Origin of the sequence: Streptomyces sp. NPDC126510 (assembly GCF_040302345.1) — a bacterium.
Taxonomy (GTDB): domain Bacteria; phylum Actinomycetota; class Actinomycetes; order Streptomycetales; family Streptomycetaceae; genus Streptomyces.
On the sequence record NZ_JBEORR010000021.1, the window covers coordinates 63,921 to 89,049 of the forward strand.

Sequence of the window (25,129 nt, forward strand, 5' to 3'; positions counted from 1 at the left end):
TCACCGCATCGTCTGCCCTCTCCTGATGGGAGCGCCCCGTGCGCGTTCTGTTCTGCGTCTTTCCGCACACCTCTCATATGCACTCCGTCGTCCCGCTGGCCTGGGCGCTGCAGAACGCCGGTCACCAGGTCCGGGTCGCCCTGCACCGGGATGCCCTCGACCTGGCGACCGGGGCCGGCCTGAACGCCGTGCCCATCGGCACCCGCGAGCACCTCTCCGAGATCGTCGCGGCGAATCCGGACCCGGCCAGGCTGCCGAGGCTGACCGGCTCCATGGCACTCGACCCCGCGGCGGGCCCGGCCCGCCTGCAGGCCCAGTGGCTGCACTACACCGCGATGCTGGCCCAGTACCGCCCGGTCCTCGACGACCTGGTCGGCCTGACCAGGCGGTGGCGGCCCGACCTCGTGCTGTGGGACCCGCTGTGCGTACCGGCCGCCGTCGCCGCCGAGGTGACCGGCGCCGCGCACGCGCGCTTCCTGTGGGGGCAGGACAACATCGCCTGGCTGCGGGGGAAGCAGCTCGAGACGGCCGGCGAGGCCTCGGCGACCCGGCCGCGCCGCGATCCGGTGCGGTCCCTGATGGCCCCGATGCTCGCACCGTACGGCCTCGACTTCCGCGAGGAACTGCTGCTCGGCCAGTGGACCGTGGACCCCTCGCCGGAGGCGATGCGCCTGCCGGCCGCGCCGCACTACGTACCGATGCGCTGGGTCCCGTACAACGGCGGTGCCCCGGCTCCCGCCTGGCTGGACGAACCACCTGGCCGCCCCCGGGTCGCCCTGACGCTGGGCGCGGGCGGGCGCGGGCGGCAGCTCTTCGAGGAGACGGGGGTGACGTTCGCCGAGGTCGTCTCCGCGATCACGGCCCTCGGCGCGGAGGTCGTCGCGACGGGGCATCCGGGCCTGCCGGCGGGCGAGGTTCCGGACGGGGTGCGCCTGGTCGACTATCTGCCGCTCAACCAACTGCTCCCCTCCTGCTCGGCGGTGATCCACCACGGGGGCGCGGGCAGCTTCGCCGCCGCGGTGGCGCACCAGGTGCCGCAGCTGGTGACACCGGTGCCGTTCTGGTCCGAGAGCGAGACGGCCCGGTACGTCGAGGAGCAGGGAGCCGGACTCGCCCTCGAGGTGGGCGAGTTCAGCCGGGACACCTTCGCGTCCCGGCTGCGCCGGCTGCTCACGGAGGACTCCTTCCGGGACGGGGCGCGGCTGCTCGCCAAGGAGGCCGCCGGGGCGCCCGGGCCGGCCGACCTGGTGCCGGTCCTGGAGGAACTCACGCTGCGGCACCGCCGATGAACGCCGCGGCGTGGACCGGCGTACGGGCCGGGGCGGGCGTGAGCGGGGGGACGGCCACCGACGGGGGCGCACCCACGACGACCCTGCCCGGGCCGAAGGTGTCCCAGTCCGAGGCGTCCGAGCTCGTCCGACCGCGGCACGACGGGTCCGTCGCCGTACGGCTCGCCCGCTCGGCCGCCGCCCGCGAGGGAGCCGGGATCCGCACGGCGGACGTGGCGGGCTGGCTGGCCGAGCGGGCACGGGCGCATCCCTTCGCGGTGACGCGGATCCCGTTCGACGCGCTGCAGAACTGGTCGTTCGACGAGGCCACCGGGAACCTGGTGCACCACAGCGGACGGTTCTTCACCGTCGAGGGGCTCGACGTCTCGACCGGCTCCCCGGAGCGCGGCGCCGACGGGCCGGAACGGCGGTGGCAGCAGCCGGTCATCGTCCAGCCGGAGGTGGGCATCCTGGGCCTGCTCTGCCGGCAGATCGACGGGGTGCCGCACTTCCTGCTCCAGGCCAAGATGGAACCGGGGAACGTCGACCTGCTCCAGCTCTCCCCCACGGTCCAGGCCACCTACAGCAACTACACGCGGGTCCACCGGGGCACCGGTGTGCGGTACTTGGAGTACTTCACCGATCCGGGCCGGGGCCGGGTGATCACCGATGTGCTGCAGTCCGAGCACGGCTCGTGGTTCCACCGCAAGGTCAACCGGAACATGGTGGTGGAGGTCCGCGACGACGTGCCGGCGCACGACGACTTCCGCTGGCTGACGCTGGGTCAGATCCATCGGCTCCTGGGCCTGGACCACCTGGTGAACATGGACACCCGTACGGTCCTGTCCTGCCTGCCGTTCGCAGATCCGCACGCCTCGGCCCTGCACCACGACGCGGAGCAACGCTCCTGGATCACCGGGCAGCGTACCGCGCACCGGCTGCGGGCGCGGCGGATTCCGCTGGACTCGGTGGGTGACTGGCAGCGGTCCGCCGACCGGATCGAGCACAGTGGGGGGCGGCACTTCCAGGTCGCCGCCGTCGAGGTGCGGGCGGGCAACCGCGAGGTCGGGCAGTGGAGTCAGCCGCTGTTCGCGCCCCTCGGCACCGGTGTCACGGCGCTTGTGCTGCGCCGGTTCGGCGGAGTGGTGCACGTCCTGATGCGGGTGCGGCCGGAGGCCGGGCACGGCGACGTCCTGGAGCTCGGCCCCACCGTGCAGTGCATCCCCGGCAGCCACGACACCCCGCCGCCCTTCCTCGACCTGGTCCTGGGCGCAGGCCCGGAACGTGTCCGCTACGACACGGAGCACGGGGAGGAGGGCGGCCGGTTCCTCGAGGCCCGTACCCGCTGTCTGATCGTCGAGGCCGGCGCGGACGAGGCGCCGACGCAGGCCCCGCCCGGCTTCCGGTGGTTCACGCCGGGCCAGCTCACCGCCCTGGTGCAGCACGGCCGTTACGTGAACGTGCAGGCCCGCACGCTCCTAGCGTGCCTCAACTCGATACGGGAGGAGCTGGGGTGAGCGACCGTCCGCTGCGTTTCGGGGTCCTCGGATGTGCCGAGATCGCCCGGCGCCGGATGCTGCCGGCGATGCGGGCCGAGCCCGGGATCAGGGTCACCGCCCTGGCGTCCCGGCGCCCGGAGACCGCCGACGCCTGGGCCGTGGAGTACGGCTGCGACGCGGAGGACGACTACGCGGCGCTGCTCGCGCGCACCGATGTCGACGCGGTGTACGTGCCCGTGCCGGCGGCCCTGCACGGCCGCTGGGCCGAGGCCGCACTGCGCGCCGGCAAGCACGTGCTGGTCGAGAAGCCGCTGACCACGGACGTCCGCAGTACGTCCGCGCTGCTCGCACTGGCCGCCGAGCGAGGCCTTGTCCTCGCGGAGAACGTGATGTTCGTCCACCATCCGCAGCACGAGACGGTCCGGCGGCTGCTCGCCGAGGGCGCGATCGGTGAACTGCGCTCCCTGCAGGCCGCGTTCGAGGTTCCCGCGCTGCCGGACGACGACATCCGCCACCGTCCGCAGCTCGGCGGTGGGGCGCTGTTCGACGTGGGGCTCTATCCGGTCAGGGCGGCCCTGCACCTGTTGCCGGGCCCGCTGTCCGTGGTCGAGGCGACGCTGTCGTACCGGCCGGACCGTGCGGTGGACATGGGCGGGCGGGCGGTGCTGCGCACTCCGCAGGGGGTCACGGCCCGGCTGTCGTTCGGCCTGAACCACCCGTACCGCTCCCGCTACGAACTGCGCGGCAGCCAGGGGCGGATCACCGTGGACCGGGCCTTCACGCCGCCCGCCGACCACCGGCCACTGGTGCGTCTCACGGACGGCTCCACCGGCCCGGACGGGCGGGTCCTTCAGCTCGAGGCGTACGACCAGGTGGCGCGCACTCTGACCGCGTTCACCGGCGCCGTCCGCGCGGGCGGCGGCGGTGCCCTCGGCTCCGATCCCGTACTGCTCGACGAGGCGGTGCTGCTCCGGGACATCCGAGAGGCGGCGACCGCCGCGTCCGTACCCACACCCGCCAGGAGTCCCCTGTGATCAATGTGTTCCAGCCGAGCCTGGGCGACGAGGAACTGCGTGCCTTGGCCGAAGTGTTCGACGACAACTGGCTCGGCCACGGGCCGCGTACGGCGGCGTTCGAGGCGGAGTTCGCCGCGCACCTCGGGGTGCCCGCCGACCGCGTCGTCTTCCTGTCCTCGGCCACGGCGGGGCTCTACCTCGCCGCCGAACTCCTCGGCCTGGGGCCCGGCGACGAGGTGGTGATGCCGAGCATCAGCTTCGTCTCGGCCGCCAACGCGGTCGCATCGACCGGCGCCCGGCCCGTGTTCTGCGACGTGGACCCGCACACCCTCAACCCGTCGGCCGAGCAGGTCGAACGGGCGCTGACCGGCCGGACCCGGGCGGTCCTCGTCCTGCACTACGGCGGCGCCCCGGGCGACATCGCCCGTATCGCGGAGCTGTGCGGGGCGCGGGGCGTCCAGCTGATCGAGGACACCGCCTGCGCGGTCGCCTCGCGCGTGGGTCCGCGCGCGTGCGGCACCTTCGGGTCGCTCTCGGTCTGGAGCTTCGACGCGATGAAGGTGCTGTCCACCGGGGACGGCGGCATGCTGTACGTGGCCGACCCGTCGGTGGCGGAGCGGGCCCGGCGGCTCGCCTACCACGGCCTGGCCGAGACGAGCGGTCTGAGCGCGGCGCGCAACTCCGGTGCGGACCGCACCGGAGCGGGGCAGTCGAGCGCCGGAGTCGGGCAGCCAGGCGCCCGCGTCCCGACCCGCTGGTGGGACCTCGACGTCCGGGACTTCGGCCGACGGGTGATCGGCAACGACCTGACCGCGGCGATCGGCTCCGTACAGCTTCGCCGCCTCGACGCCATCCTGTCTCGGCGCAGGGCGGTGGCCGAGACGTACGACAGGCTGCTGTCCGGTCTCGACGGCGTACGGCTGCCGCCGCCGATCCCACCGGGTCACACCGGCTCGTACTACTTCTACTGGGTGCAACTCGACCCGCGCATCCGGGACGCCGTCGCCGCGGACCTGCTCGCGCGCGGCGTCTACACCACGTTCCGCTATCCGCCGCTGCACCGCGTACCGGCGTACGGCCCGCCCGAACTGCCGCTGCCACACGCGGAGTCGGCGTCCGAGGCGACGCTGCTGCTGCCGCTGCACCAGGGCCTCGACGACCCGGACGTCCGTACGGTCGCGACCGAGTTCCGGGGCGCCGTCGAGGCCCGGTCCGCCGAGGTCCGCACCCACGCACAGCCGGCCCGTCCCCCGCAGGAAGGCGTCCCAGCATGACCACCGCGCCCACGGCCGAGACGGCCCGCACCGCGTACAGCGCCCGGCACGCGGAGATCTACGACCACATCCACGGCGCCCGGGGCCGTGACTGGGACGCCGAGGCCGACGCCGTCGCGCGGCTTGTGCTCGACCGGTGTCCCGGCGCCCGTTCGGTCCTGGACGTCGCGTGCGGCACCGGCGCCCATCTGCGGCGGCTGCGCGATCACTTCCCCGTGGCCGAGGGGCTCGAACTCTCCGACGCCATGCGGGAGATCGCCGCCGCCCGGCTCCCCGGCACCACCGTCCACCGCGGCGACATGCGCGACTTCGACCTCGGTGCGCGCTACGACGCGGTCCTGTGCATGTGCTTCTCCATGGGGTACATGGCCTCGACCGCGGAACTGGCCGACGCGGCCCACCGTCTGGTCCGGCATCTCGCGCCCGGCGGCGTACTGATCGCCGAACCCTGGTGGTTCCCCGAGCAGTTCCTCGACGGGTTCGTCACGGGCAGCGTCGCGGAGTCCGACGAGCTGGTGGTCAGCCGGGTCTCCCGCTCGGTACGGGACGGGCGCCGCTCACTGATGACGGTGCACTACACGGTCGCGGACCGCGACGGACTGCGGGACTTCACCGAACAGGAGACGTACTCCCTGTTCACGCACGAGGAGTACCGGGCCGCCTTCACCGCGGCGGGGCTCGACACCACCCACCTGCCGGGTCCGCCCAACGGGCGGGGCCTCTACGTCGGCGTGCGGGCATGACGCGCGTGGCCCCGGCTCGGATCCCCGGCGTGTTCACCCTCGAACCGCGTCAACTGGCCGACGAACGGGGCGTGTTCTACGAGGCGCTGCGCACGGACGCGCTCGCGGAAGTGACGGGCCACCCGTTCGTCCCGCGCCAGGTCAACTACTCGGTCTCGCGCCGGGGCACCCTGCGGGGTCTGCACGGGGTGACGATCCCGCCGGGCCAGGCGAAGCTGGTCACCTGCGTACGGGGAGCGGTGCGCGACGTGGTGGTGGATCTGCGCCTGGGCTCGCCCGCCTTCGGCACGTACGCGACGACGGAGCTCGACGCACGTTCCGGTCGTGCGGTGTTCGTCCCCGAGGGTGTGGTGCACGGCTTCCTCGCTCTCGCGGACGACAGCTGCGTCAGCTACCTGCTGTCCACGCCGCACGTGCCCGGCACCCAGCTCGACATCGATCCCCTCGACCCGGACCTCGCGCTCCCGTGGACGTCGGGGGACACCGACGGGCTGCTCCTGTCCCCGAAGGACCGGGCCGCGCCGGGCGTACGGGAGGCGGAGGCGGCGGGTCTGCTGCCGCACTGGGACGACGCGGTCGCCGTCTGCGGACAGCCGGCGGGAGCGGACCGGTGACCGGTGCGGGGGTGTGCGCGGGCGCGACGGGCGCGTGGTCCGGCAGGACCGTCCTCGTCACGGGAGCCGCCGGCTTCATCGGCTCCCACTTCGCCGAGGGGCTCCTGGCCCGGGGCGCGCGGGTGCTCGCCCTCCACCGGCGCGACCACCGCGCGGTGCTGCCGCAGCTGCCCGCCGGCGACCGCCTGCGCACCGTCCGCGCCGACCTCCTCGACGAGGCCGCACTCGACCGGATCTTCGCCGAAGCGCCGCACGGCATCGACGCCGTGGTGCACTGCGCCGCGCTCACCGGGAACCTCGTCCACCGGCGCGAGCACCCGGCCACCGTCCTCGACGCCAATGTGCGCACGGTGTCGAACGTGCTCAACTGCAGCCGCAGGCACGCCGTCCGCGACACGGTCCTGCTCAGCTCCGGCGAGGTCTACCTGTCGGCCACCGACCGCCCCACCCGCGAGGAGGACGACTACCGCACGGCCTTCCCGTACGCACGGGACGGCTACTACCTCTCGAAGAACTACGCCGAGATGCTCGCGGACGCCTTCGCCCACGAGCACCGGATGCGGATCTTCCGCCCCCGGCTCACCAGCGTCTACGGCCCGCGGGACGACTTCGGTCCCGACACCGACCGGGTGGTCCCCCGGATGTTCGCCCGGGCGGCGGCGGGCGAGCCCATCGAGATCTGGGGCGACGGCTCGCAGACCCGCACGTACCTGTACGTCACCGATCTGGTCGACGCCACCCTGCGGATGGTCGAGCGGAACACCCACACCGTCCTCAACATGGGCACGCCGGAGGCCGTATCGCCCGTACGCCTCGCGCAGTTGATCTGCGCCGCCCTCGGGCGTCCGGAGCGGATCACCTTCAACCGCGCAGTGTCCGGCGGGCGCGCGCACCGCACGTTCGACCTCACCAAGTTGCACGAAGTGATCGACTTCCGGCCGCGAGCCCTGCAGGACGGCCTGCGCCGCACGGCCGAGTGGTACCGGACGCATCACCTTCCCCGACAGAAAGCTGCCTGACATGACTTCATGCCATCCCTGCCGAATCTGCGGTGGTCCCGTCCGGGAGTTCTTCGACTTCGGACGGCAGCCGGTCTCGGACGTGTTCCCTGCTCCCGCCGACGTCGGTACAGAGCACTTCTACCGCCTTGCCGTCGGGTTCTGCGAGGACTGCACGATGGTGCAGCAGCTCGAGGAGGTGTCCCGGGAGAAGATGTTCCCCGCCGACTACCCCTACCGCTCGTCCGGTTCCTCTCTCATGGGGCAGCACTTCGAGGCCACCGCCGCGCACTTTCTGGCGACGGAGCTCGCGGGCGCGGATCCCTTCTACGTGGAGATCGGCTGCAACGACGGCATCATGCTCAACTCGGTCCGCGCGGCCGGCGTGCGCCACCTCGGCGTCGATCCCGCGGCGCACGCCGCGCAGACGGCGGGAGCCTCGGGCAGCCGGGTCCACATCGGCTTCTTCGAGGAGTCGACGGCGCACCGGATCCGGGAGACCGAGGGCGCCGCGCAGCTCGTGTTCTCAGCCAACACCATCAGCCACATCGCGTACATCGACTCGGTGTTCGCGGGCGTGCACGCCCTGCTCGCCGAGGGCGGCGTCTTCGTCTTCGAGGACCGCTACCTGGGCGACATCGTCACGCACACCTACTTCGACCAGATCTACGACGAGCACTTCTACCTGTTCTCGGCCCGCTCCGTACAGGCCATGGCGCGGCGGTACGGCTTCGATCTGATCGACGTCGAGCACCTCCCCGTGCACGGCGGCACCATGCGCTACACGACGGCCCGCAGCGGCGAGCGCCCCGTGCGGCCCTCGGTGTCCCGCCAACTGTCGTACGAGCACGACCAGAAGCTCGCCGAGTCTGCGACATACGCCTCCTTCGGCGCGCGGATCGAGTCCCACTGCGCCCAACTGCACGTACTGCTCACAGACTTGAAGGCACAGGGCAAGCGAGTGGTCGGCTACGGCGCCACTTGCAAAAGCGCCACGGTCACCAACTACTGCGCCATCGGCCCCGACCTGATCTCCGCGGTCTGCGACTCCACCCCGGACAAACAGCACCGCGTCACCCCAGGCTCCCACATCCCCATCGTCCCGTCCGCCTCCTTCACCGCCCCCTACCCGGACTACGCGGTCCTCTTCGCCTGGAACCACGCGGCGGAGATCATGGCCAAGGAACAGTCCTTCAAGGCCGCGGGCGGCCGATGGATCCTCTACGTCCCGGACATCCACGTCGTCTGAACCTCAATCCACCGCGTGAACTCTGGTCTTCTCTTCGCTGGGGCGTAGCCGTGGACGACTTCTTGCATGACGGTCCGCCGACGGAGTCGGTGGACCGTTTCGCTTTCGGTGGCTGATGGCGGGCATTCCGAAGGCCCGAGTGTCGCTTCGGGCGGGCGCCGGGTTCCACTGCTCCGGGCTGGGTCCTCTTCTCGTAGTGACAGGCGAATCCGCTGGTCAGCCGGGATTCGGCAGGAGCGCAAGCCGTTCAAGAGCGCCGGTGATCTCATGGGTCCAAGGCCAGTGGCGGGCGAGGCGGAGGATGCGGCGCCGACCGGTGGTGACGAGTTGTCCGGCCGCGGAGAACAGGCGGAATCGCAGGCGGCGGGGCTCGAAGAGACGGGCCTGGCCGGTCAGGGCGAGCACGGGCATCCAGGCCAGCAGGTCGAGCCCGATCTGGACGATCTCCAGCCAGATGCGGTTCTGGGCGGTGTGGTGCAGGGGCAGGTTGCGCAGTCCGGTCACGCGGGCGGCCCGGATGCGGTCCTCGGCCCGGGCCCGCAGGCGGTGGCGGAGCTCGAGCCCGGCGATCGGCCGGTCAGGGGTGTTGGTCGCGAAGCAGGTGATCCGCATGCCGTCCGCGTCGGTGATCTTCAACTGGGCACCGGAATACGGTCGTTCCTTGCGGATGATCAGCCTCATGCCCTTGGGCCAGCCGTCCAGGACGTCGCCGATGAGTTCGGCGACCCAGGCACCGTCGCGGATCTCGCCGTCCGTTTCGACGGCCGGGGTCTAGGCCGATGGCGGGATCTTGAGGACGTGGCTGTAGATGGTCTCGGTGATCACCATGCCGACCGAGTAGGACAGCCAGCGTCCTCGCTTCGCGAGCCAGGACACGAAGTCGTGGGTGCCGCCGGCGGAATCGCAGCGGATGAGGGTCTGCCGCCCACGCCGGTACTTCTTCGGCATCTGGGCCAGGGCGAGGCGGGCGGTGGTGATGTGGTCGGCGGCCGTGTTCGAGCCCGCGTTCCCTGGTCTGAACAGGGCGGCGACCGGCTCTCCGGTTCCGCCCGGGGCGTGGTCGACGAAGGCCGTCAGGGGGTGATGGCCGTAGGTCTTCTTCCAGGTCGCGGCAGCGTCCTGTTGTCGGAGTGTGCGATCACCCGGACGCCGTCGAGGTCGACCGTGACCCGTCCGTCGGCGTCCGGGGCGTGTCTGCCGGCCAAGGACCAGACCCGGCTGCGGACTTCGGACCGTGGGACCGGATGGCCTGCAAAGCTTTCTCGCCGGAGGCGGCGAGGGTGTCGATGAGGCGGGAGACGGTCGGGTCGGAGGCGACCGGGCCGAAGAGGGCCGGCTCGCACCGCAGCATCGCGACGTCCGCGAGGCAGTCCCCGGCGCGCAGACAGCCCACTCCCTCGGCCTGCCAGGCCCGTCCCTGACCACAAACCTAGCTACCGCACCACGCAGCCATATAGAAATTCTGCGCCGATCGCTACATTCCGAGACGACCGCTGAACCTGCACTCCAGAGCCTCTTCAGTTTCCAAAGCTGTCCGGAAGCCCCAGCTCAGAACCGCACTACGCCACAGCCGAAAATCCTGTGACGATAACTGGATCCCCAGGCCAGCGCATCATCCATCTGGTGATCGCTAGCAGATTCGTCACAGGGCGGCGTGGGTGTGCTCGGGCACCGCCTGCGCGTGGGCGCGGGCCTTCGCGGCGAACACGGCGCCCTGCGCGAGGTCGGCCCGGTGCTCGCCCGCCCTCGGCGGGCAGCGTCCGCAGGCCGGCCGGGGTGCAGCAGCCGGCGAAGGTGGCCGCGAGCCCGACGCCGCTCCACAGGTCGGGCTGCCGCTGCGCGGCGAAGCGGCGGACCGCGGCGGCGACGTTCGCCGGGTGGGCGCCGTGGATGAACCACAGCGCGCGGCCGATGCCCTGGTCGACGGCGCGGGGGAAGTAGGCGGCGTCGCCCTGCCACGGGTAGGCGTCGGGCACGCGCTGCTCGTCGACGAAGCGACGGGTGTGGAAGTAGGCCTTGTCGAAGCCGTAGCCGTCGACGGCCAGCCAGTGCATCTGCGGGTAGAGGGCCGCGTCGGTGAGTTCGGGCAGCACCTTCTTCCACAGCGGCCGCGGGAGGCGCGCCATGGCGAACCCGATGCCGATGTAGTTGAGGAAGATGTGCCGGGCGCCCTCGCCGGTGAGGAGGTCTTGGGTGCGGCTCGCGCGGCCCGGTCCCATCGCGTCGCGGACGACGCAGGCCATCGTCGCGCCCTCGTAGGCGAATCCCTGCAGTTCCGGGTCGGTCATGGCCAGCCTGCGCTCGGTCTCGTGCAGGCTCGGCGCCTCGATCCCCCACTCGAAACCGCAGACGACCGCCTGGGGAACGCGCTCCAGCCGTCGGGTGGCAGCCGTCGGCTCGACGGGAAATCCACGCCGGACGAACTCCACATCGGCCAGGGACGGGGCCATGAGCATTCTGCGGAGCGTGCCGATCGCCGCCATGTCCGCCTCCTTGTCTCCACTGCGAGTGCAAGAGGGCCTCATCGTCGGGGCGGCGCCGATCCGCGGGCATCTTCAGGCGTGCGCAGGTGTTCGGTGGCCCGGGGCCCCTTGCGTTCCCCCGGAGAAAAGGGGGGGGCTGTCAGCGGGTCCTACGGACGGCGACTTCCTCGGTGTGCACCTCCCGCGCGCATTCGGTGCAGTGCAGCTGGGACTGCACGAGCCCTTCACAGCCGATGTGCTGCGCCTGCCGCGGCGGCCCGCCCTCGTTGGGCAGATTACGGTCCCCCCATTGCATGAGGGCGATCACCGCGCGGGCGAGGTCATTTCCTTTCGGAGTGAGCCGGTACTCGAAGCGGACCGGCTTCTCCTGGTACGGGATCTTCTCCATCAGCCCGTTCTCGACCAGCCTGGCGAGCCTGGTGGCGAGCACATTCCGGGCGATGTCCAGGGTGCTGAGGAATCCGTCGAACCGATTGATGCCGAGGAAAGCGGAGCGGACGATGAGCAACGTCCAGCGCTCCCCCACCACTTCGAGTGACCGCGCAATGTTGCAGTCCTGGCCGTCATAGGTACGTTTCAGCATTCGGTCACGGTAGGCAGCCGAGAAGTCCTGTGAAAAGACCGAAGTGGTGAAGTAGGCACGAGTGAGCGGCCGGCCGCGGAAAGCGGCGTCCGCGCCGCGTCGCAGGTGGCCGTTCTGGCAGCCCCTGCCACCTGCGCGGGTAGTGAGCACTGCGGAAGACGCCGGGGGCGGTCGGGGCCGTCATCTGGACGTGAGCGACGGCCCTTCCCGCCCGCCCGAAGGAGTCCCGCCCATGGCGGTCCGTACCAACCGCCGCCCTGCAGAGGTCCCGTCGGCCCTGGACCGGCTGAACAGCAGCGGGCACACAGCGGCGCTCGGCGTGTATCTCGTCCTCACCGGGTCGTTCCTCCTTGAGCGGACGGCTCCGACCAGCGTCATCGAGCTGTTCTTCCCGCGGGTGGAAGTGCACCCTGTTCTACAACGCGCTGGTCTTCGCGCCGATGGTCCTTGCTGCTGCTCCACCGGCGTGCCGGTGGAGCGGCCGCGCGCTGCGGTTGCGCGGTCGTGGACCGCCGAGTGCCGGCGGGGCAGGCGAAATGATCTCCCGTCCCGGTCCGGCCTCCCGTCCTGCGCCGTGGCGGCCGGTGAGACGTGGTCGTGGTTGTGACGGCGGTGGCGCTGCTGTGCGTCTGGCTGCCCAGCATGGGCACGGCGCCGCGGGCGGCGATGGGGAGGGCCGGCCCGGGGTGTTCAGCGCGGAGCAGCTGGCCTGCGTCCAGTATCCGGGGCACGAGGGCTCCCAGCCGGTCGGGTGTCTTCCTGCCGCGTGGAGGTGGCGACGCCGAGCGTGCCTCCTTCTGCGGTGCCGGCCGCGGCAGCATGCGCAGGGGTGAGTCCCCTCCCGCGGCCGGCATCGGGCTGCCGTCCCCGGCCCACGGCCCGCGGGGCTCGAGGCAGTGGCTGTTCATCGCGGGTCTTCTGGCCGCGGGCCCGGGCATCCTCGTCTTCCTCGCGCGCGGGCACCTCATGCCTGCGCCGCTGCAGACGCCGCAAGCGGCCACCCGTGAGCGGGGCGGTCCTGCCGTGGCTGTCCCCCGCTCACGCACCTCCAAGCGGCACAGGCTCCCGGATCAGTAGGCCAGTGCCGGCTGTCTCTCGGAATGCTCAAGGACGTTGTGCGCATAGGCCGCGCTGGCCAGCGTCATGTGGTGGTGCCAGCCCGGGTAGGACCTGCCTTCGAAGTCCTGGAGCCCGAAGCCGCTGTCCAGGTCCCGCAGCGTCTGCTTGGTGTGGGCCTGCAGCTGGACCGTGGCGATGACGTCCTCGATCCGCCGGTGCACCATGTTGGTCAGCCACAGGGTGGCGGAGCGCGGCTGCCGGTCGCAGCGGACGGACAGCAGGCGGTACGTGCGCTGCGGCAGCTTCTCGAACGGGCCGCTGCGCGGCAGGCCCACCAGGCCCGCCTGGACCGTCAGGGTCCGGCCCTGCGGTGCCGTGCAGATGGTGGTTTCGAGTCTGCCGCCGTAGCCCGGCTCGAAGAACTTCCCGGCCGGCAGGACGACGGGCTGGGACCGGCCGTCGCGCCGTGTGGCTTGGAGGTGGCGGCCGACCACCAGCGGCAGGTTGCCCGGCACGGCCACGCCGAAGTCGCAGCCGAGCTGGCTGAATCCGCGCACCAGCGTGCCCGCTCCGGCGTGGGCGCTGAGGTCGGCGATGACGGGGACGGCCGCCATGCGGGTGCGCTCGCTCATGGCGCGCGCCAGATCGAGGGCGTGGTCCTCGAGACCCTGCGCGGCGACGTCGTGCGGGATGCGGGCGCGCGCCCTGCGGTTGGAGTCCCTGATCCAGGCGCCGGGCAGGAACAGCCGCCAGTCGACGGGGACCGCTCCGTCCCGGTGCACCAGGAACCCGCCGATGCCGACCTGGCAGTTGACCGACCTCCCGGTGTCGGGGACGAAGCGCCGGTGGACGCCGCAGGAGTGCTTGCCGCGCTTGCGCATGACCGCGACGTCGATCTGCCAGGCCACCGGGTTCAGCTGCTGCTCCGCCCAGCGCATGATCTCCTGGTTGGCCGGCTCCCACTCCCAGGGACTGGCGTTGACGAACTGGTGCAGCGACTGCGCGGCCGTCGGCGAGTCCGAGATGGTCGCCGCCAGCCGCCGCATCGACTTCTTGCCCGGGGTGCGCAGCAGGCTCACCAGGTAGGCGTGCGCCCAGCGGCGCTGATCGGCACGGGGCAGGTGGGCGAAGATCTGCTCCGCGAAGTCGAAGGCCGACGCCTGCTGCTGGAGCGGGCTCGTCATCAACACAGCGTGGTCCCCTGTCGGCCGCAGTGACTGGATACCCCAAAGGATAACGGTTGACCTCTTTTTTTGACCCCGCCCGTACCGCCCTGCCCGGAGACTCTGGGAAGTCGCCTCCGCCCGCGCGGCGACGAGGCGGACACGTACGGGCCATCGGCACGGGCCGGGGTGGCGGCCCGGAGGGCGGGACCGGACGCCGCCCTGGGGGTCAACCGCCGTTCGGGGGCGTGAGTCCGGCCTGGTCGCGGGCCGCCTCGATCGCAGGTCACGGGTCACGGGGGGGGTACAGGAGCGCGGGGGTTCGGGGGCCCGGAGTCACCGGGGCACAGGGGCACAGCGACGCAGGGGTTACGGGGTCACAGAGACGCAGGGGCGCAGGGGTACGGGGTCACAGGGGTACGGGGGTCACAGGAGCGCGGGGACCCGGAGTGTCGGAAGCTCAGACCGTCCCAACCGCTCGGTATGCTCCGGGTCCGCGCTCTCGGTGCGCCTCAAGCAGCCCACGGGGCGATCGGGTACCAGGGGATGATCTCCCGGCGGGCGAGCAGCCGGACGTCCCAGTACAGGAACGTGAAGGCGCCGGCGACGATCAGGGCGACGGCGGTGAGGACGGCGGCGCGTCCCGGCTTGGCCATCCACCGCTGCACCCGGGCGCCCGCCACGGCGGACAGCGCCACGAAGACGACCGCCATGATCGCGATGTTGCCCACCGACTGGAGCGTGAACGCCGCGGCGCCGTACAGCGGGTTGCCGCTCTGCGCCGCGTCCCGGAACAGCTGCCGGAACAACGGGTAGGGCCGCCCGATGAGGAAACCGCCGATCAGCACGCCCATGAAGAGGGTCTGCGCGTGCGGAAACCTGCGGCGAAGACGCGCGAAGGGATCACGGACGAACCCGAGCGCGCTCAGCCCCAGATAGAGCATCGACAGGCCGACGACGCCGAATGCGACCATGCTCTGCACGGAGCGGCCGGAGAGCACCCCGGGGACGGACTGGGCCTCGGAGAACTGCGGCATCGACGTCCCCACGAACCCCACCAGCACGCCGTACAGCGCGGACACCGTGACCATCCCGAGCGACAGCGGGCCCAGCGGCTTGAGCGCCTGTGCCGCCCGTCCCCACCGGCTGCCCACCGTGTCGAGCAGCGGTGCGACCGTGGCGAAGGCCGCGATGTTGCAGGCGGTGAACGTACCGGCGAGCCCCGAGGTGAAGGCGAAGACGATGCCCGCCACGACACCGGAGATCGGCGCCTCGGGGTCGTGGCCGAGCAGGGTTCTGGCGATGTTCCCGCCGATCGTCCGGTCCACGAACACCGCGGACCACACCACCGTGAGCAAAAAGCCCGCGGCGACGCTCAGCAGGAGCACGCGCCACCGCCGGAGCACCGGTTGGGTTGCGGGTGTATCGGTCTGTCCCGCACGGTCCCGTGACGAGACCTGCATCTGCTGTGCGTGCGTCATTGAGGCTCTCCAGTCGGCTGGTTCGGGGGTGGGGGGGCGCGAGAGCGCCGCCCCAGCGGGAGAGTAGGGAGAACCCCGGTCCGGGAGCGTCTTCGAGATTGCCGAGCGCGGATTGCGCGCGTACGGCCGCAGAGGACCGGCCACGGCGGTACGTCGGCGCACTTCGGCAAGTCGGGGGGTGGACGAAGAAGCCGGGTCTTAACAGTTGGGCATTTCAGGCAACTTCGCATTGCCGCGCTGGGCCACGGAGGCAACGCTTTCTGTTGATGCGACTGTCAACAGGAAGCCAGGGCGGACATGACCAGGCAAGACCGTGCGGTGCGTACGCGCAGGACGCTGATCGACGCGGCCGCCGTGGAATTCAACCGGGACGGCTACCACGGCACGACGCTGGCTCAGATCGCCGGTGCCGCGAAGATCTCGATGGGAGCGCTGACCTTCCACTTCCCGAACAAGGCCCAGCTCGCCGATGCCGTCGCGGAAGAGGCGTGGGCCACGGCGAGGACGGTGGTCGAGCACATCGCCGGCCAGGCGGCCCCGGCGCTCCAGCGCACGATCGCGTTGACCCTGGAGCTCACCCGGCTGATCGAGGAGGAGGTACTCGTGCGGTGCGCGGTGCGCCTGTCCCGGGAGCGGCACAGCCCCACCGGGTGGGCCGAGGTGTGGCTGCCGCTGGTCACCAGCCTGGCCGGCCAGGCGCATGCGAGCGGTCAGCTGAGCGGTCATACGCTGCCGGACGACCTGACCGGGCTCATCCGCCTGCTGATCGGGGGCTGCGAGGTGAATCTGCGCAACGCCGAGGCGGCGCCTTGCGGCGAGAGTGCCGTCGACCGGCTCCAGCACAGCTGGCGCCTGGTGCTTGAGGGCATCGCACCGTCGGGCGGCGCTGCGACGCTCCCGCTGCCGGGCGCGAGCGGGACGGCGTCTTCGGGGGGAGCCTGCGTCGCCGGGGCCCCGGCCCGGTCCCTGTCCGGCGGGCAGGCGTGAAGGGCGGGGGGTCGCGGGCGGGCTCTGGCTCTCACTGGGCCGTTCGTCCTCCGTCCACGGCGAGCGCCGCTCCGGTGACGAAGGAGGAGCGGTCGCTGCAGAGCCAGAGCGCCGCCTCGGCGATCTCCTCGGGCGATGCCATGCGCTTTTGCGCCGACCGTCCGCCGGGGTCTCCCCCGCCGCCGGGGGTCCTCTGCGTGGCCTGCTCCAGCAGTTCGGTGCGGGTGCTGCCGACCACCAGGGCGTTGACCCGTACGCCCTGCTGCCCGTAGTCGGCCGCCGCCGCCCGGGTCAGGCCGAGCACGGCGTGCTTGGCCGCGACGTACGGCGCCGAGGCGCGGGTCGCCCTGACCCCGGCGACGCTCGCCGTGTTCACGACGACGCCGGCGCCGGTGTCGAGCATGAAGGGCAGCTGGGCGCGCATGCAGTTCCACACGCCCCGCACGTTGACGTCCATGACCTGGTCGTAGACCGCGTCCTCGACCTCGTGCAGCCGCTGGCCCGACGTACCCCATCCGGCGTTGTTGAAGGCGCAGTCCAGCCTGCCGAAGGCGGTCAGGGCGGCCTGCACCGCCCGCCCGGCGTCCTGCGGCCGGACGACGTCGCCCGGTGCGCACACCGCGGCGCCGCCGGCGCGTCCAGATCATCTGGTGGCCGAAGGGGAGGAGATAGGCGGCGTGCATCAGCAGCGCGGGCGCCTGCCGGACCGTTTCGCACAGCAGCAGCGGGGTCGTACCGGGTACGGCTGGTCCGGTAGAAACTGTGGCTGCGCGGCCATTCGGCGGTGACGGTGAAGCCGTCCGCCCCGGTCTGCTGCCAACCGGTTAAGAACACCTCGGACACCGCGGCGCGGTGCACGTATTCCCTGGGGACGGTGGTGGTCAGCACCGCTGGTGGAGCCTCGCCGGCGCGTTCGGCGGATCTGAGCATGATCACTTCAGGAGAGAAGAAACCCAAGAGGGCGGAAAGTACGGGCAAAGAAAAAATAAGGGCGTTCTGTTTCTCTGTCGAGGGTCTTGGCCATGATCCATATGATAGTGCGGCGACCAGGCACGATCTCTGCGAGCGCAGCCTCGGCTCCCCGCGGAATCAAGCCGGTACGCCGGAACGACATTGCGGCCACCCGAGGATTTGGCCGCGCCCCCCACAGGGGAAGATAGTGAATGTCTGGTTTTTTATGGAGGTACCCGTGGCAACACGCAGAGTGAAGCAACCCCGGGCGCTGCGGACCCGGGAGTCCATCGTGCAGGCCGCGGCCCAGGTCTTCGACGAGCTCGGCTACAGCGGATCGAGCATCGCCAAGATCGTGGAGCGGTGCGGGACCACTCCGGGCGCGGTCTACTTCCACTTCAAGTCGAAGGAAGCGCTGGCCGACGCCGTGATGGAGGCCCAGTCGCGCACCATCCTCCCGCGCCTTGACTCACAGCGCCTGCAGCGCGTGGTCGACGCCACCATCGTCTGGGCGCACCAGCTCCAGAGCGACCCCCTGCTGCGCGCCGGGGTCCGTCTCACGAGCGAGCGGGGCACCTATCAGGCCCACGTGGGTTCGCCGTACGAGTCCTGGGTGTCGATCCTCGGCGACGACCTGGAGGAGGCGCAGCGCGCGGGCGAGCTGCAGCCCGGGGTCGAGCCCCGGGAACTGGCGGAGTTCATCCTCGAGGCGTGCACCGGGATACAGATGTACGCCGCCGCCACCACACGCCGCAGCGACCTCCCGGTCCTGGTGGAGCGCATGTGGCGTTACCTGCTTCCGGGTGTGGCGGTGCCGGCCATGATCACGCAGGTGCTCACGCATTCGACGTGGACGCTCGAACTCACCTGACGCCCTGCCGGGCGCCGGCCCCGAGGGCGCACCCGGCCGGTCTGCACCCGGCCGGTCTGCGCCCGGCCCCCACACCCCGGGGCCCTGCCGGGCCGTGACGCGCACGGGCCGGGGCCGCGCCGGCCGGGTGCGCGGGGGTGGTCATCGTGAGGGCCTTGGCCTGGAGGCGTACGCGTACGGCACACTGCAGGCGAGTGCGGCCGGGTTCGTCCTGCCCGCCCTGAAGGACGCGGGGCCCGTTTCGCGGAACCCCTTCGCCGCGGCCAGGCTTTGGAGTCTCCCGCGATGAGTCTCCCCCGGGGGGGAGGGGGGAGACAGCAGGCCGGGGGGATGAACGGCGAGAGGCTCTTTCTTTTCCGGGAGGTGAGCCGGCCCGGCGGACCGGGCCGGACCTGGTGATCACCGCCGGCGGGATGCGCAGCCGGGCCCGCAGGGTGCTCTGCGGGGACGCTCACCGGCCCCGCCGGCTGGGTGTCACCGCCTGGCACGCCACCAAGGGCCCCCACACCGGCACGATGACGCAGACCTGGAGGCGGCGGACCCTCCTCGGTGCCCAGCCGCGCGCGGGCGGCCGTACGAACTGGTTCGTCTGCCGCCCCCGCTGCGCGGCGGCCGGGACGGGAGTCCTCAAGCCCCCACATCGTCCTCAAGCGCCGGGCGGGCTGATCTTTCAGCTGGTCCGGCGCCTGAGGACCGCCGGCACAGCTCAGCGGGTGCGGTAGCGCACGTACATCACGCCACTGCCGAAGGCCCGCTCCTCGACCAGCTCAAGGTCGAGCCGCACCCCGTCGGGGAAGAACCGCTTGCCGCCGCCGACCACGGTCGTGGTGACGAACATGTGGTACTCGTCCACCAGCCCGGCCTCGATCGCCTGCGCAGCCAGCGTCGGGCCGTCGACGGTGAAATCGCGTTCGGCGTCGGCCTTGAGCTTGCGCACCGCCTCCGGGTCGAAACTCCGCTCGAGGCTGGTCTTCGCACTGGACACCGAATCGAGCGTCGTGGAATACACGATCTTCTGCGCGGCCTGCCAGTCCCGCGCGTACTGCAGGATCTGCGGCGGCTGGCCGGGCTCCTCCAACGCGGTCTCCCAGTACAGCATCGTCTCGTACATCCGCCGGCCGTAAAGATACGTGCCGACCGGGCGGAAGAGGTCGTTGATGAAGGTGTGCACCTCCGGGTCGTCGGCCCCGGTGCCGATGCCTCCCTGCGCCGCCGACACGTAGCCGTCGAGCGAGGTGACCATCGAGTAGATGAGCTTTGCCATGCGTCTCCTTCAGGTACGGGCGGCCGGCCCGTGACCGGTTCTGCAGGTGATGACTTGTCCACGACCCGAAACTCATCGGCCCGCCGGCCGGCCGGCGATGCGCCGCGCAGATCCCGCCCCTGCGCGACCGTCAGCCTGCCCCGTAAAGTCGGGAACGCGGCCGGCTGGTGGTTGGCCGTTGAGCGCGGTGTGTGGCGCGGTGGTGAATTGTAGGTGTGCGGCCCGACGGGGTACGCCCCGCCTCACTCGCTCTCGGACCGGCATGCCCTCACATAAGCCCACTCATCCAGCACGGCCCCGGTTGAACCGCTCCACCACACCGTCCGCGTGCACGCCGACGGCCTGCCCATCTTCATACCGTTGGCCCGCGGCCGGCAAGGGACGGGTTCGCCCGCGTGAAATACCCTGCCCGGCACGCGAGTTGCGCCACAAACGAGGACTTGCGGCAGGCGCCGTCGCCGGTCAGGACCCGCTGGACGGTGACGCCGGCGCCAGCGACGCAGGGCGTGGGCCCGCTGCCAGAACCCGACGGCGGTTTCCCGCTTCTCGTCGGTGAGTATCTCGCAGAGGCCAGGCGGGAATGGTCATCGACCGCGCCGCGCAGCAAGCCCAACGCGGCCCTGGCCCGGTTCCCGCGGCCCGCCGGCCGGCCGAGGACCTTGTGGCCGCCGCCGGGCACGTCGCCGAGTCTCCTGATGCCGACGTGGACGAAATCGCCGGGGGCATCGTGCTCACAGCGGCGCCACCCGGCCGGCGGCACGCCCCAGGTGGGCCAAGACAGCCAGCCGGCAGCGGGCCAGGACACCGCGGACGCTCGCCGGACCCAGGCCCAGGAGGCAGGCGATGCGGGCCGGACCCCACCGGCGCAAGACGCCCACCTTGATGATCCGCCGCACGGTGCGGGTCGAGATCCGGCGCGGGCGCGAGGACCCCTCGGCCATACCCGCCTCGCCCGCACCCGGTAGCGACCCGCCCACCGCAGAGCTGTCGCCGGCGAGACCTGAAAGCGCTCCAGCACGCCACCACGGCCCGGAAAAAAAGGGGGAGGCTCTCCCAGCCCCTGCCCCGGGCGTTCCACAAGCGGCCTGACCAACAACACCCGCCTGGCGAGCGACGCGCCCGGCCGCCCGCTCGCCTTCACCCCCACCGGCAGGAACACCAACAACTGCACCCAGTTCACCGCCGCAACGAAGGCGATACAGGTGCCCCGCCCCGGCCCGGGACAGCCCCCGGCACGGCCCGGCCACGCGCCGGGCGCCAAAGGCCCCCGGCGTCTCCTCCCCGGCCCTCCTCGAAACCAGCCCTGACCGCGCGCTTCTCCTTCCACAGGTAACAGAGGGCGACGGCAAGGATCGCGGTACCCACCAGATTGGCGACGAAGTGCCACCACACGCGATACGTCACCAGCGCCGGGCCGGGATCAATCACACCGAACCAGGTCGACAGACCGATCGCCCTAGCGGCACCCAGAGCCACCGAAACCGTCAAAACGATGTGCTCAACACCGTGAATGCCCTGCATCCACACGCCCATCCTGGCCCACTTACGGGACCTGAGGTCCCCGGCGGCCCGGCGGGTGATCTGCACAATGCCGACCAGGCCGGCGAGGAAAATGAAATTCCCCGTCAAATGCAGGATCTCCATGCCCAACGCGGGCCTGGCCGGATCCACCTGACCCATGCCACGCGCCAGAGAGTTCGCCCAAGGAGTCATCCACGCAGGGGCATACGGGTTCGCCACCCAGTATCCGGCCTGGGCCACGTGCTCCTGAAAGTGGCCGATCTGACCGACCACACCCAGACCGATGACGGCGACCGCAGTCCTGTACAGCCAGCGCCGGACAGGCCCACGATGCGCATAAGCCAGCACGGCAACCGCCGCCCACATAGCCACAGCCCAACCGATGAACACAACGGCACCCCACGTGTCCAGCAAAGACACCGCACCGCCCATATCGTGACCGCCCTGACCTGCATGTGCAGAAGGCCCATGGGTCCATCAGTGGACTCCTTGTCCAGGTCGCAGGTTGATACTCCGACTTACAACCCCGCCACCGTAGAAACCCCCCCACCCAACACACCACTCCACACGTGCCCTACTCAACCCACAAACACAACACCCCTCCAGCCAGAACAACCACCATCACAACACCCCACAACCCACAGCACACCCGCCGCCGGTGACGGGAACGGAAAGCCCGCACAACGCGGACGGCCCGCACAGCGCGGACGGCGCGGAAGGCGCACTCGGGTCGTCCTCTCTGTCAGCCTCGGGCGATACATCGCGGTTTGCCGGGTTGGCGTGAGAGGGCACCGACAGGAGTCTCCACCTATGACCAGCACAAAGCCCGCCGGGGCGGATCCGGCCGCCCGCCCGAAGCGCCGGACGTTCAGCACCGCGTACACACTGCCGATCGTCGTTCGAGTGCAACGCCGCCACGCCCGGCGACAACGGCACGGTCCCGCGGCGGGAACGCCTCCACCACTCCCGTCAAGGAGTGGCTGACCGTCCGCGATGCGGGGGGCACTGGAGAACCTCACCGCCAAGCGGACCAGCCCGGTGGGCCGAAGAAGTCAGCCGCCGAGGCGCACAACGAGAGACTGCATGGACCCCACCGGAGCGGAACCCAAGGAACTCGCAGACCACCTTTGAAACGCCAGGTCCGGACAGGATCGCGCGGTCACTGACCAATCTTCACGCTCGGGCGGTGGAAGGCGCCCCGGTAGGTGGCTGGGGTCATGCCGATCTGGCGGCTCAGGTGCTGGCGGAGCGACTCGCCGGAGCCGAGGCCGCTGCGGCCGGCCACCTGTTCGACGGTGAGATCGGTGGTCTCCAGCAGCTCGCGGGCCCGCAGCAGCCGCTGCTGCAGCAGCCACTGGAATGGAGTCACACCAGTCTCGGCTGTGAAACGGCGGGTCAGGGTCCGCACACTGACCTTGGCTTGACCGGCCAGGTCGCGCAGGGAGATCGGCTGGTCCAGGTGCTGCAGTGCCCAGATGCGGGCCGCATCCAATGAGGAGTCGGTCTCGGCCGGGAGCGGGGTCTGCACGAACTGTGCCTGCCCGCCATGGCGGACCGGGGTGACGACGGCAGCGCGGGCCGCCGTGTTGGCCACGGCCGCGCCGTAATCGGAGCTGATCAAGTGCAGGCACAGGTCGATCCCGGCGGCCGAACCCGCACCGGTGATGATCGGCCCCTCCTCGGCGAACAGCCGGTCGGCGTCCACGTGCACCAAGGGGAAGGCACGCTGCATTTCCTCGGCCAGGCCCCAGTGGGTGGTGGCGACGCGGCCGTCGAGGAGTCCGGCCTGGGCGAGGACGAAGGCGCCGCTGCAGATCGAGGCAACGCGCTTGCCCGCGGCCGCAGCCTCCCGCAAGGCGTCCAGTGCGGCGGGCTCGGCGTCGTGCCGGCTGGCAGTCGAGGGAACGATCACCGTGTCCGCCGCCGCGACCGCCTGCAGGCCGTGCCGGACCACCACCTCGATGCCGCCGGAGGCGGCGATCACGCCGGGCGTGGCGGTGCACACCGTCACCTCATAACCGGGGCGTCCGGCGAGTTCGACGGCGCCTAGCAGCGCGGACGGCATGGACAGGTCGAAGGGCTTGACCGCGGGAACGGCCAGGACGGCGACACGATGCATGGCTAGATCCTTGGATGTCATGGCCTTCAGGCCACTAACCTACCCTGCGTCCGCACGGCAGAGTTGGGCGTGCGGGCGGGCCCTCCGCGAACCACGTTTCCCCCTTTGGGGAAGCGGTCCATTTTGAAGGGTGAACGGAGACAAGACCATGGGTGGATCAGTCGTCATCGGGGCAGGTGCGACCGGGGTCGCGACCGCCAGGCAACTGGCCGACAGCGGCAAGCGGGTCCGCCTCATCACCCGCAGCGGCAGTGGTCCTGACCACCCCGCCATCGAACGGGTCTCCCTGGACGCGAGCCACACTGACGAGCTGGCCGCGGCTCTGGCCGGAGCGACCACGGTGTTCAACGCAGCCATGACCGCCTACCAGACCTGGCCGGATACCATGCCGCCGTTTTTCACCTCGATTCTCGCCGCGACCGAACGGGCCGGGGCCGACTACGTGATGCTCGGCAACCACTACGGCTATCAGCAGACCACCGGGCCGGTCACCGAGCGCACCCCGATGACCCCGCACACCCGAAAGGGCCGAGTGAGGGCCCAGCTGTGGCAGCAGGCCAAGAACGCCCACGACGAAGGGCGGCTGCGGGCAACCGAAGTGCGAGCCGGCCAGTACCTGGGCCCAGGCGCAGTCTCAGCGTTCACACTGCTGGTCGCGCCCCGAGTCCGCGACGGCGAACTGGCACTCGTCCACGGCAACCCCGATGCGGCGCATTCGTTTTCCTACACCGAGGACGTCGCAGCGGCGCTGGTGACGGTCAGCAGCGACGAGCGAGCCTGGGGACGGGCGTGGCACGCCCCGGTTATCACCACGACCATACGTCATGCCGCAACTGACCTCGCCGAACTCCACGGAGCGCCCGAACCGCGGTTGGAGCAGCTCACCGAACGGGACATGACACTGCTGTCCTTCACCGATCCACTGTGGCGGGAGTTCGCCGAGATGAGCTACATGTCCGAGCGTCCGTTCATCGTGGACGACAGCGATATCCGCGACACCTTCGGACTCAAGCCTTCAACGCTCCGCGAAGCGCTGGCGGCCTGAGCGGTGGTGGGCGGGCCGGGCTCCTGGCCCGCCCACATCTGGACATGAGGTGCGCGAGGTGCTCGACGATCGCCGCACCACCTCACCCTCCCGGTCAGCCCGGGAAAACCAGGCCGCCCTGGCTGCGGGGCACCCTCGCCGCAATCTGCACCTCGTGACGCGGCAGCAGGACCTCCATGAATTCCCGCAGCGCCTCGATCCCCTCTCCAGTGCGCGCGCAAGCGCCAACCAGCCACGCAGCACCCGTTGCCCTGCGGTACGGCTCGGCCGCCTCCTGGCGCCGGCCAGACGGGCAGATGCGGCAGCTTCGTTGCGTGGGGGCTTGTACAGGCAGGCGGTGCCCCTGGTTGAGCAGGCGGTGAGGAGCAGGGTGGCGCATGGGAGGGCCGGGGCGCTTCCGGCTGTTTCTCAGCGGACTTTGGGGGCTGTCTTAAGGGTTTTTGAAGATGGCCTTCGAACAAGGGTTTGCGCCCAGGCTGGGTTCTAGGCTCTCGAGCACCCCCCACAGGGTCCGGTGGCCGCGATCGCGGCCACCGGGCATAGGGGGCGAATCAGCCGACCGAACAGACCGAGGTGTCCTTACATGGGTTCCCGCCGAGCCGCTCGCCCGTCCCGCTCGAACGCCCGCCCCCGCGGTGGGCCGAAGAGGCGCGGTCCCGCGCTGGCCATGGGAGCCGTCGCGGCGATCGCGGGCGTCGGGATCACCATGGCGGTCGTCAGCGGTGAGGACGGCGACGCCTCGAACAGGGTGGCCGCGGACAGCGCGGACCAGACGCCGGGCGCCCAGGGTGCCTCCGGCGGGGCGGCGCCCGGTGCTTCTGCTTCGGTGAGTGCGAGTGCGACCGCCACGGCGAGCAGCTCGCCGAGCGCGAAGCCGAAGCCGAAGGAGAAGCGCAAGCAGTCGGCAAGTCCTGCTCCCCGTGCACGGAAGACGACCGTTC

Annotated in this window: 22 protein-coding genes and 4 pseudogenes; 12 read left to right on the top strand and 14 right to left on the bottom strand. The window is 71.1% G+C overall.

The annotated features are described in order from the left end of the window. Nucleotides 1-77: 77 nt before the first annotated feature. Genes ABTX60_RS27305 through ABTX60_RS27340 form a run of 8 tightly spaced genes read left to right on the top strand, consistent with a single transcriptional unit; the run spans nucleotide 78 to nucleotide 8,661 of the window. Complete coding sequence (locus ABTX60_RS27305; RefSeq protein ID WP_352099663.1) at nucleotides 78-1,289, top strand: nucleotide disphospho-sugar-binding domain-containing protein; 1,212 nt, start codon at nucleotides 78-80, stop codon at nucleotides 1,287-1,289. Beyond that, on the top strand, nucleotides 1,286-2,785 hold the full coding sequence (locus tag ABTX60_RS27310; protein ID WP_352099664.1) for an NDP-hexose 2,3-dehydratase family protein: 1,500 nt from the start codon (nucleotides 1,286-1,288) through the stop codon (nucleotides 2,783-2,785). The genes ABTX60_RS27305 and ABTX60_RS27310 overlap by 4 nt, the downstream gene beginning before the upstream one ends. Next, complete coding sequence (locus ABTX60_RS27315; RefSeq protein WP_352099665.1) at nucleotides 2,782-3,801, top strand: Gfo/Idh/MocA family protein; 1,020 nt, start codon at nucleotides 2,782-2,784, stop codon at nucleotides 3,799-3,801. The genes ABTX60_RS27310 and ABTX60_RS27315 overlap by 4 nt, the downstream gene beginning before the upstream one ends. Then, nucleotides 3,798-5,057 (top strand): DegT/DnrJ/EryC1/StrS family aminotransferase, encoded by a 1,260-nt coding sequence (locus tag ABTX60_RS27320; protein WP_352099666.1) that lies wholly within the window; start codon nucleotides 3,798-3,800, stop codon nucleotides 5,055-5,057. The genes ABTX60_RS27315 and ABTX60_RS27320 overlap by 4 nt, the downstream gene beginning before the upstream one ends. Beyond that, nucleotides 5,054-5,800: a class I SAM-dependent methyltransferase gene (locus ABTX60_RS27325; RefSeq protein ID WP_352099667.1), complete on the top strand. Its 747-nt coding sequence runs from the start codon at nucleotides 5,054-5,056 to the stop codon at nucleotides 5,798-5,800. The genes ABTX60_RS27320 and ABTX60_RS27325 overlap by 4 nt, the downstream gene beginning before the upstream one ends. Continuing rightward, nucleotides 5,797-6,414 carry a dTDP-4-dehydrorhamnose 3,5-epimerase family protein gene (locus ABTX60_RS27330; RefSeq protein ID WP_352099668.1) on the top strand — a complete coding sequence of 206 codons (618 nt, stop codon included), beginning with the start codon at nucleotides 5,797-5,799 and terminating at the stop codon, nucleotides 6,412-6,414. The genes ABTX60_RS27325 and ABTX60_RS27330 overlap by 4 nt, the downstream gene beginning before the upstream one ends. Then, nucleotides 6,411-7,433, top strand: coding sequence for an NAD-dependent epimerase/dehydratase family protein (locus tag ABTX60_RS27335; RefSeq protein ID WP_352099669.1), 1,023 nt, complete (start codon nucleotides 6,411-6,413; stop codon nucleotides 7,431-7,433). The genes ABTX60_RS27330 and ABTX60_RS27335 overlap by 4 nt, the downstream gene beginning before the upstream one ends. Before the next feature lies 1 nt (nucleotide 7,434). Beyond that, entirely contained in the window at nucleotides 7,435-8,661 is a 1,227-nt protein-coding gene (locus ABTX60_RS27340; RefSeq protein WP_352099670.1) for a methyltransferase domain-containing protein, read from the top strand. Between the two features lie 216 nt (nucleotides 8,662-8,877). Here the strand turns inward: ABTX60_RS27340 and ABTX60_RS27345 are convergent. The 6 genes and pseudogenes from ABTX60_RS27345 to ABTX60_RS27370 form a co-directional block, all read right to left on the bottom strand. Beyond that, nucleotides 8,878-10,036 (bottom strand): annotated as a pseudogene (locus ABTX60_RS27345) (IS1380 family transposase); the annotation flags it as partial. A gap of 267 nt (nucleotides 10,037-10,303) precedes the next feature. Beyond that, nucleotides 10,304-10,369: a hypothetical protein gene (locus ABTX60_RS27350; protein WP_352099737.1), complete on the bottom strand. Its 66-nt coding sequence runs from the start codon at nucleotides 10,367-10,369 to the stop codon at nucleotides 10,304-10,306. Nucleotides 10,370-10,460: 91 nt separating this feature from the next. After that, nucleotides 10,461-11,186: pseudogene (locus ABTX60_RS27355) on the bottom strand (DUF1702 family protein); the annotation flags it as partial. Between the two features lie 97 nt (nucleotides 11,187-11,283). After that, on the bottom strand, nucleotides 11,284-11,727 hold the full coding sequence (locus tag ABTX60_RS27360) for a winged helix-turn-helix transcriptional regulator (RefSeq protein ID WP_352099671.1): 444 nt from the start codon (nucleotides 11,725-11,727) through the stop codon (nucleotides 11,284-11,286). 1,070 nt (nucleotides 11,728-12,797) lie between these two features. After that, on the bottom strand, nucleotides 12,798-13,970 hold the full coding sequence (locus tag ABTX60_RS27365; protein WP_352099672.1) for an IS701 family transposase: 1,173 nt from the start codon (nucleotides 13,968-13,970) through the stop codon (nucleotides 12,798-12,800). A gap of 491 nt (nucleotides 13,971-14,461) precedes the next feature. Beyond that, complete coding sequence (locus ABTX60_RS27370; RefSeq protein WP_352099673.1) at nucleotides 14,462-15,337, bottom strand: hypothetical protein; 876 nt, start codon at nucleotides 15,335-15,337, stop codon at nucleotides 14,462-14,464. A 390-nt stretch (nucleotides 15,338-15,727) separates the two neighbouring features. Here ABTX60_RS27370 and ABTX60_RS27375 point away from each other — a divergent pair, with 390 nt between their 5' ends. Then, entirely contained in the window at nucleotides 15,728-16,417 is a 690-nt protein-coding gene (locus tag ABTX60_RS27375) for a TetR family transcriptional regulator (protein ID WP_352099674.1), read from the top strand. Between the two features lie 31 nt (nucleotides 16,418-16,448). On the opposite strand, the pseudogene ABTX60_RS27380 reads toward ABTX60_RS27375, so the two are convergent. Next, a pseudogene (locus tag ABTX60_RS27380) lies at nucleotides 16,449-17,048 on the bottom strand (SDR family oxidoreductase); the annotation flags it as partial. Further along, nucleotides 16,973-17,347, bottom strand: a complete 375-nt coding sequence (locus ABTX60_RS27385; RefSeq protein ID WP_352099738.1) for an AfsA-related hotdog domain-containing protein — start codon at nucleotides 17,345-17,347, stop codon at nucleotides 16,973-16,975. The gene ABTX60_RS27385 and the pseudogene ABTX60_RS27380, both read right to left, overlap by 76 nt. Nucleotides 17,348-17,606: 259 nt before the next feature. On the opposite strand from ABTX60_RS27385, the gene ABTX60_RS27390 reads away from it, so the two are divergent. Together ABTX60_RS27390 and ABTX60_RS27395 are read left to right on the top strand one after the other, a co-directional pair. Beyond that, nucleotides 17,607-18,239, top strand: coding sequence for a ScbR family autoregulator-binding transcription factor (locus ABTX60_RS27390; protein WP_352099676.1), 633 nt, complete (start codon nucleotides 17,607-17,609; stop codon nucleotides 18,237-18,239). A 413-nt stretch (nucleotides 18,240-18,652) separates the two neighbouring features. Then, complete coding sequence (locus ABTX60_RS27395; protein ID WP_352099677.1) at nucleotides 18,653-18,961, top strand: hypothetical protein; 309 nt, start codon at nucleotides 18,653-18,655, stop codon at nucleotides 18,959-18,961. Here the strand turns inward: ABTX60_RS27395 and ABTX60_RS27400 are convergent. The 5 genes and pseudogenes from ABTX60_RS27400 to ABTX60_RS27415 form a co-directional block, all read right to left on the bottom strand. After that, nucleotides 18,946-19,503, bottom strand: coding sequence for a dihydrofolate reductase family protein (locus tag ABTX60_RS27400; protein ID WP_352099678.1), 558 nt, complete (start codon nucleotides 19,501-19,503; stop codon nucleotides 18,946-18,948). The genes ABTX60_RS27395 and ABTX60_RS27400 overlap by 16 nt on opposite strands. A gap of 72 nt (nucleotides 19,504-19,575) precedes the next feature. After that, nucleotides 19,576-19,818: pseudogene (locus ABTX60_RS43275) on the bottom strand (hypothetical protein); the annotation flags it as partial. Between the two features lie 416 nt (nucleotides 19,819-20,234). Continuing rightward, the gene (locus ABTX60_RS27405) at nucleotides 20,235-20,444 is read right to left on the bottom strand and encodes a hypothetical protein (protein ID WP_352099679.1); all 210 of its coding nucleotides are present in this window, start codon (nucleotides 20,442-20,444) and stop codon (nucleotides 20,235-20,237) included. Between the two features lie 235 nt (nucleotides 20,445-20,679). Then, entirely contained in the window at nucleotides 20,680-21,456 is a 777-nt protein-coding gene (locus ABTX60_RS27410; protein ID WP_352099680.1) for a DUF6008 family protein, read from the bottom strand. 727 nt (nucleotides 21,457-22,183) lie between these two features. Next, nucleotides 22,184-23,143, bottom strand: a complete 960-nt coding sequence (locus ABTX60_RS27415) for a GlxA family transcriptional regulator (protein ID WP_352099681.1) — start codon at nucleotides 23,141-23,143, stop codon at nucleotides 22,184-22,186. Between the two features lie 130 nt (nucleotides 23,144-23,273). On the opposite strand from ABTX60_RS27415, the gene ABTX60_RS27420 reads away from it, so the two are divergent. Next, nucleotides 23,274-24,188 (top strand): NAD-dependent epimerase/dehydratase family protein, encoded by a 915-nt coding sequence (locus tag ABTX60_RS27420; RefSeq protein WP_352099682.1) that lies wholly within the window; start codon nucleotides 23,274-23,276, stop codon nucleotides 24,186-24,188. A 579-nt stretch (nucleotides 24,189-24,767) separates the two neighbouring features. On the opposite strand, the gene ABTX60_RS43280 is transcribed toward ABTX60_RS27420, so the two are convergent. Further along, nucleotides 24,768-25,085 carry a hypothetical protein gene (locus ABTX60_RS43280; protein ID WP_502992405.1) on the bottom strand — a complete coding sequence of 106 codons (318 nt, stop codon included), beginning with the start codon at nucleotides 25,083-25,085 and terminating at the stop codon, nucleotides 24,768-24,770. Between the last annotated feature and the right edge of the window lie 44 nt (nucleotides 25,086-25,129).

Coding starts and splice junctions, on each gene's coding strand:
- ABTX60_RS27305 (WP_352099663.1), top strand. CDS start 78: ATGCACTCCGTCGTCCCGCTGGCCTGGGCGCTGCAGAACGCCGGTCAC.
- ABTX60_RS27340 (WP_352099670.1), top strand. CDS start 7,435: ATGACTTCATGCCATCCCTGCCGAATCTGCGGTGGTCCCGTCCGGGAG.
- ABTX60_RS27385 (WP_352099738.1), bottom strand. CDS start 17,347: ATGCTCAGATCCGCCGAACGCGCCGGCGAGGCTCCACCAGCGGTGCTG.
- ABTX60_RS27330 (WP_352099668.1), top strand. CDS start 5,797: ATGACGCGCGTGGCCCCGGCTCGGATCCCCGGCGTGTTCACCCTCGAA.
- ABTX60_RS27375 (WP_352099674.1), top strand. CDS start 15,728: ATGACCAGGCAAGACCGTGCGGTGCGTACGCGCAGGACGCTGATCGAC.
- ABTX60_RS27395 (WP_352099677.1), top strand. CDS start 18,653: ATGCGCAGCCGGGCCCGCAGGGTGCTCTGCGGGGACGCTCACCGGCCC.
- ABTX60_RS27325 (WP_352099667.1), top strand. CDS start 5,054: ATGACCACCGCGCCCACGGCCGAGACGGCCCGCACCGCGTACAGCGCC.
- ABTX60_RS27410 (WP_352099680.1), bottom strand. CDS start 21,456: ATGGGCGGTGCGGTGTCTTTGCTGGACACGTGGGGTGCCGTTGTGTTC.
- ABTX60_RS27400 (WP_352099678.1), bottom strand. CDS start 19,503: ATGGCAAAGCTCATCTACTCGATGGTCACCTCGCTCGACGGCTACGTG.
- ABTX60_RS27415 (WP_352099681.1), bottom strand. CDS start 23,143: ATGCATCGTGTCGCCGTCCTGGCCGTTCCCGCGGTCAAGCCCTTCGAC.
- ABTX60_RS27365 (WP_352099672.1), bottom strand. CDS start 13,970: ATGACGAGCCCGCTCCAGCAGCAGGCGTCGGCCTTCGACTTCGCGGAG.
- ABTX60_RS27310 (WP_352099664.1), top strand. CDS start 1,286: ATGAACGCCGCGGCGTGGACCGGCGTACGGGCCGGGGCGGGCGTGAGC.
- ABTX60_RS27405 (WP_352099679.1), bottom strand. CDS start 20,444: ATGGCCGAGGGGTCCTCGCGCCCGCGCCGGATCTCGACCCGCACCGTG.
- ABTX60_RS27360 (WP_352099671.1), bottom strand. CDS start 11,727: ATGCTGAAACGTACCTATGACGGCCAGGACTGCAACATTGCGCGGTCA.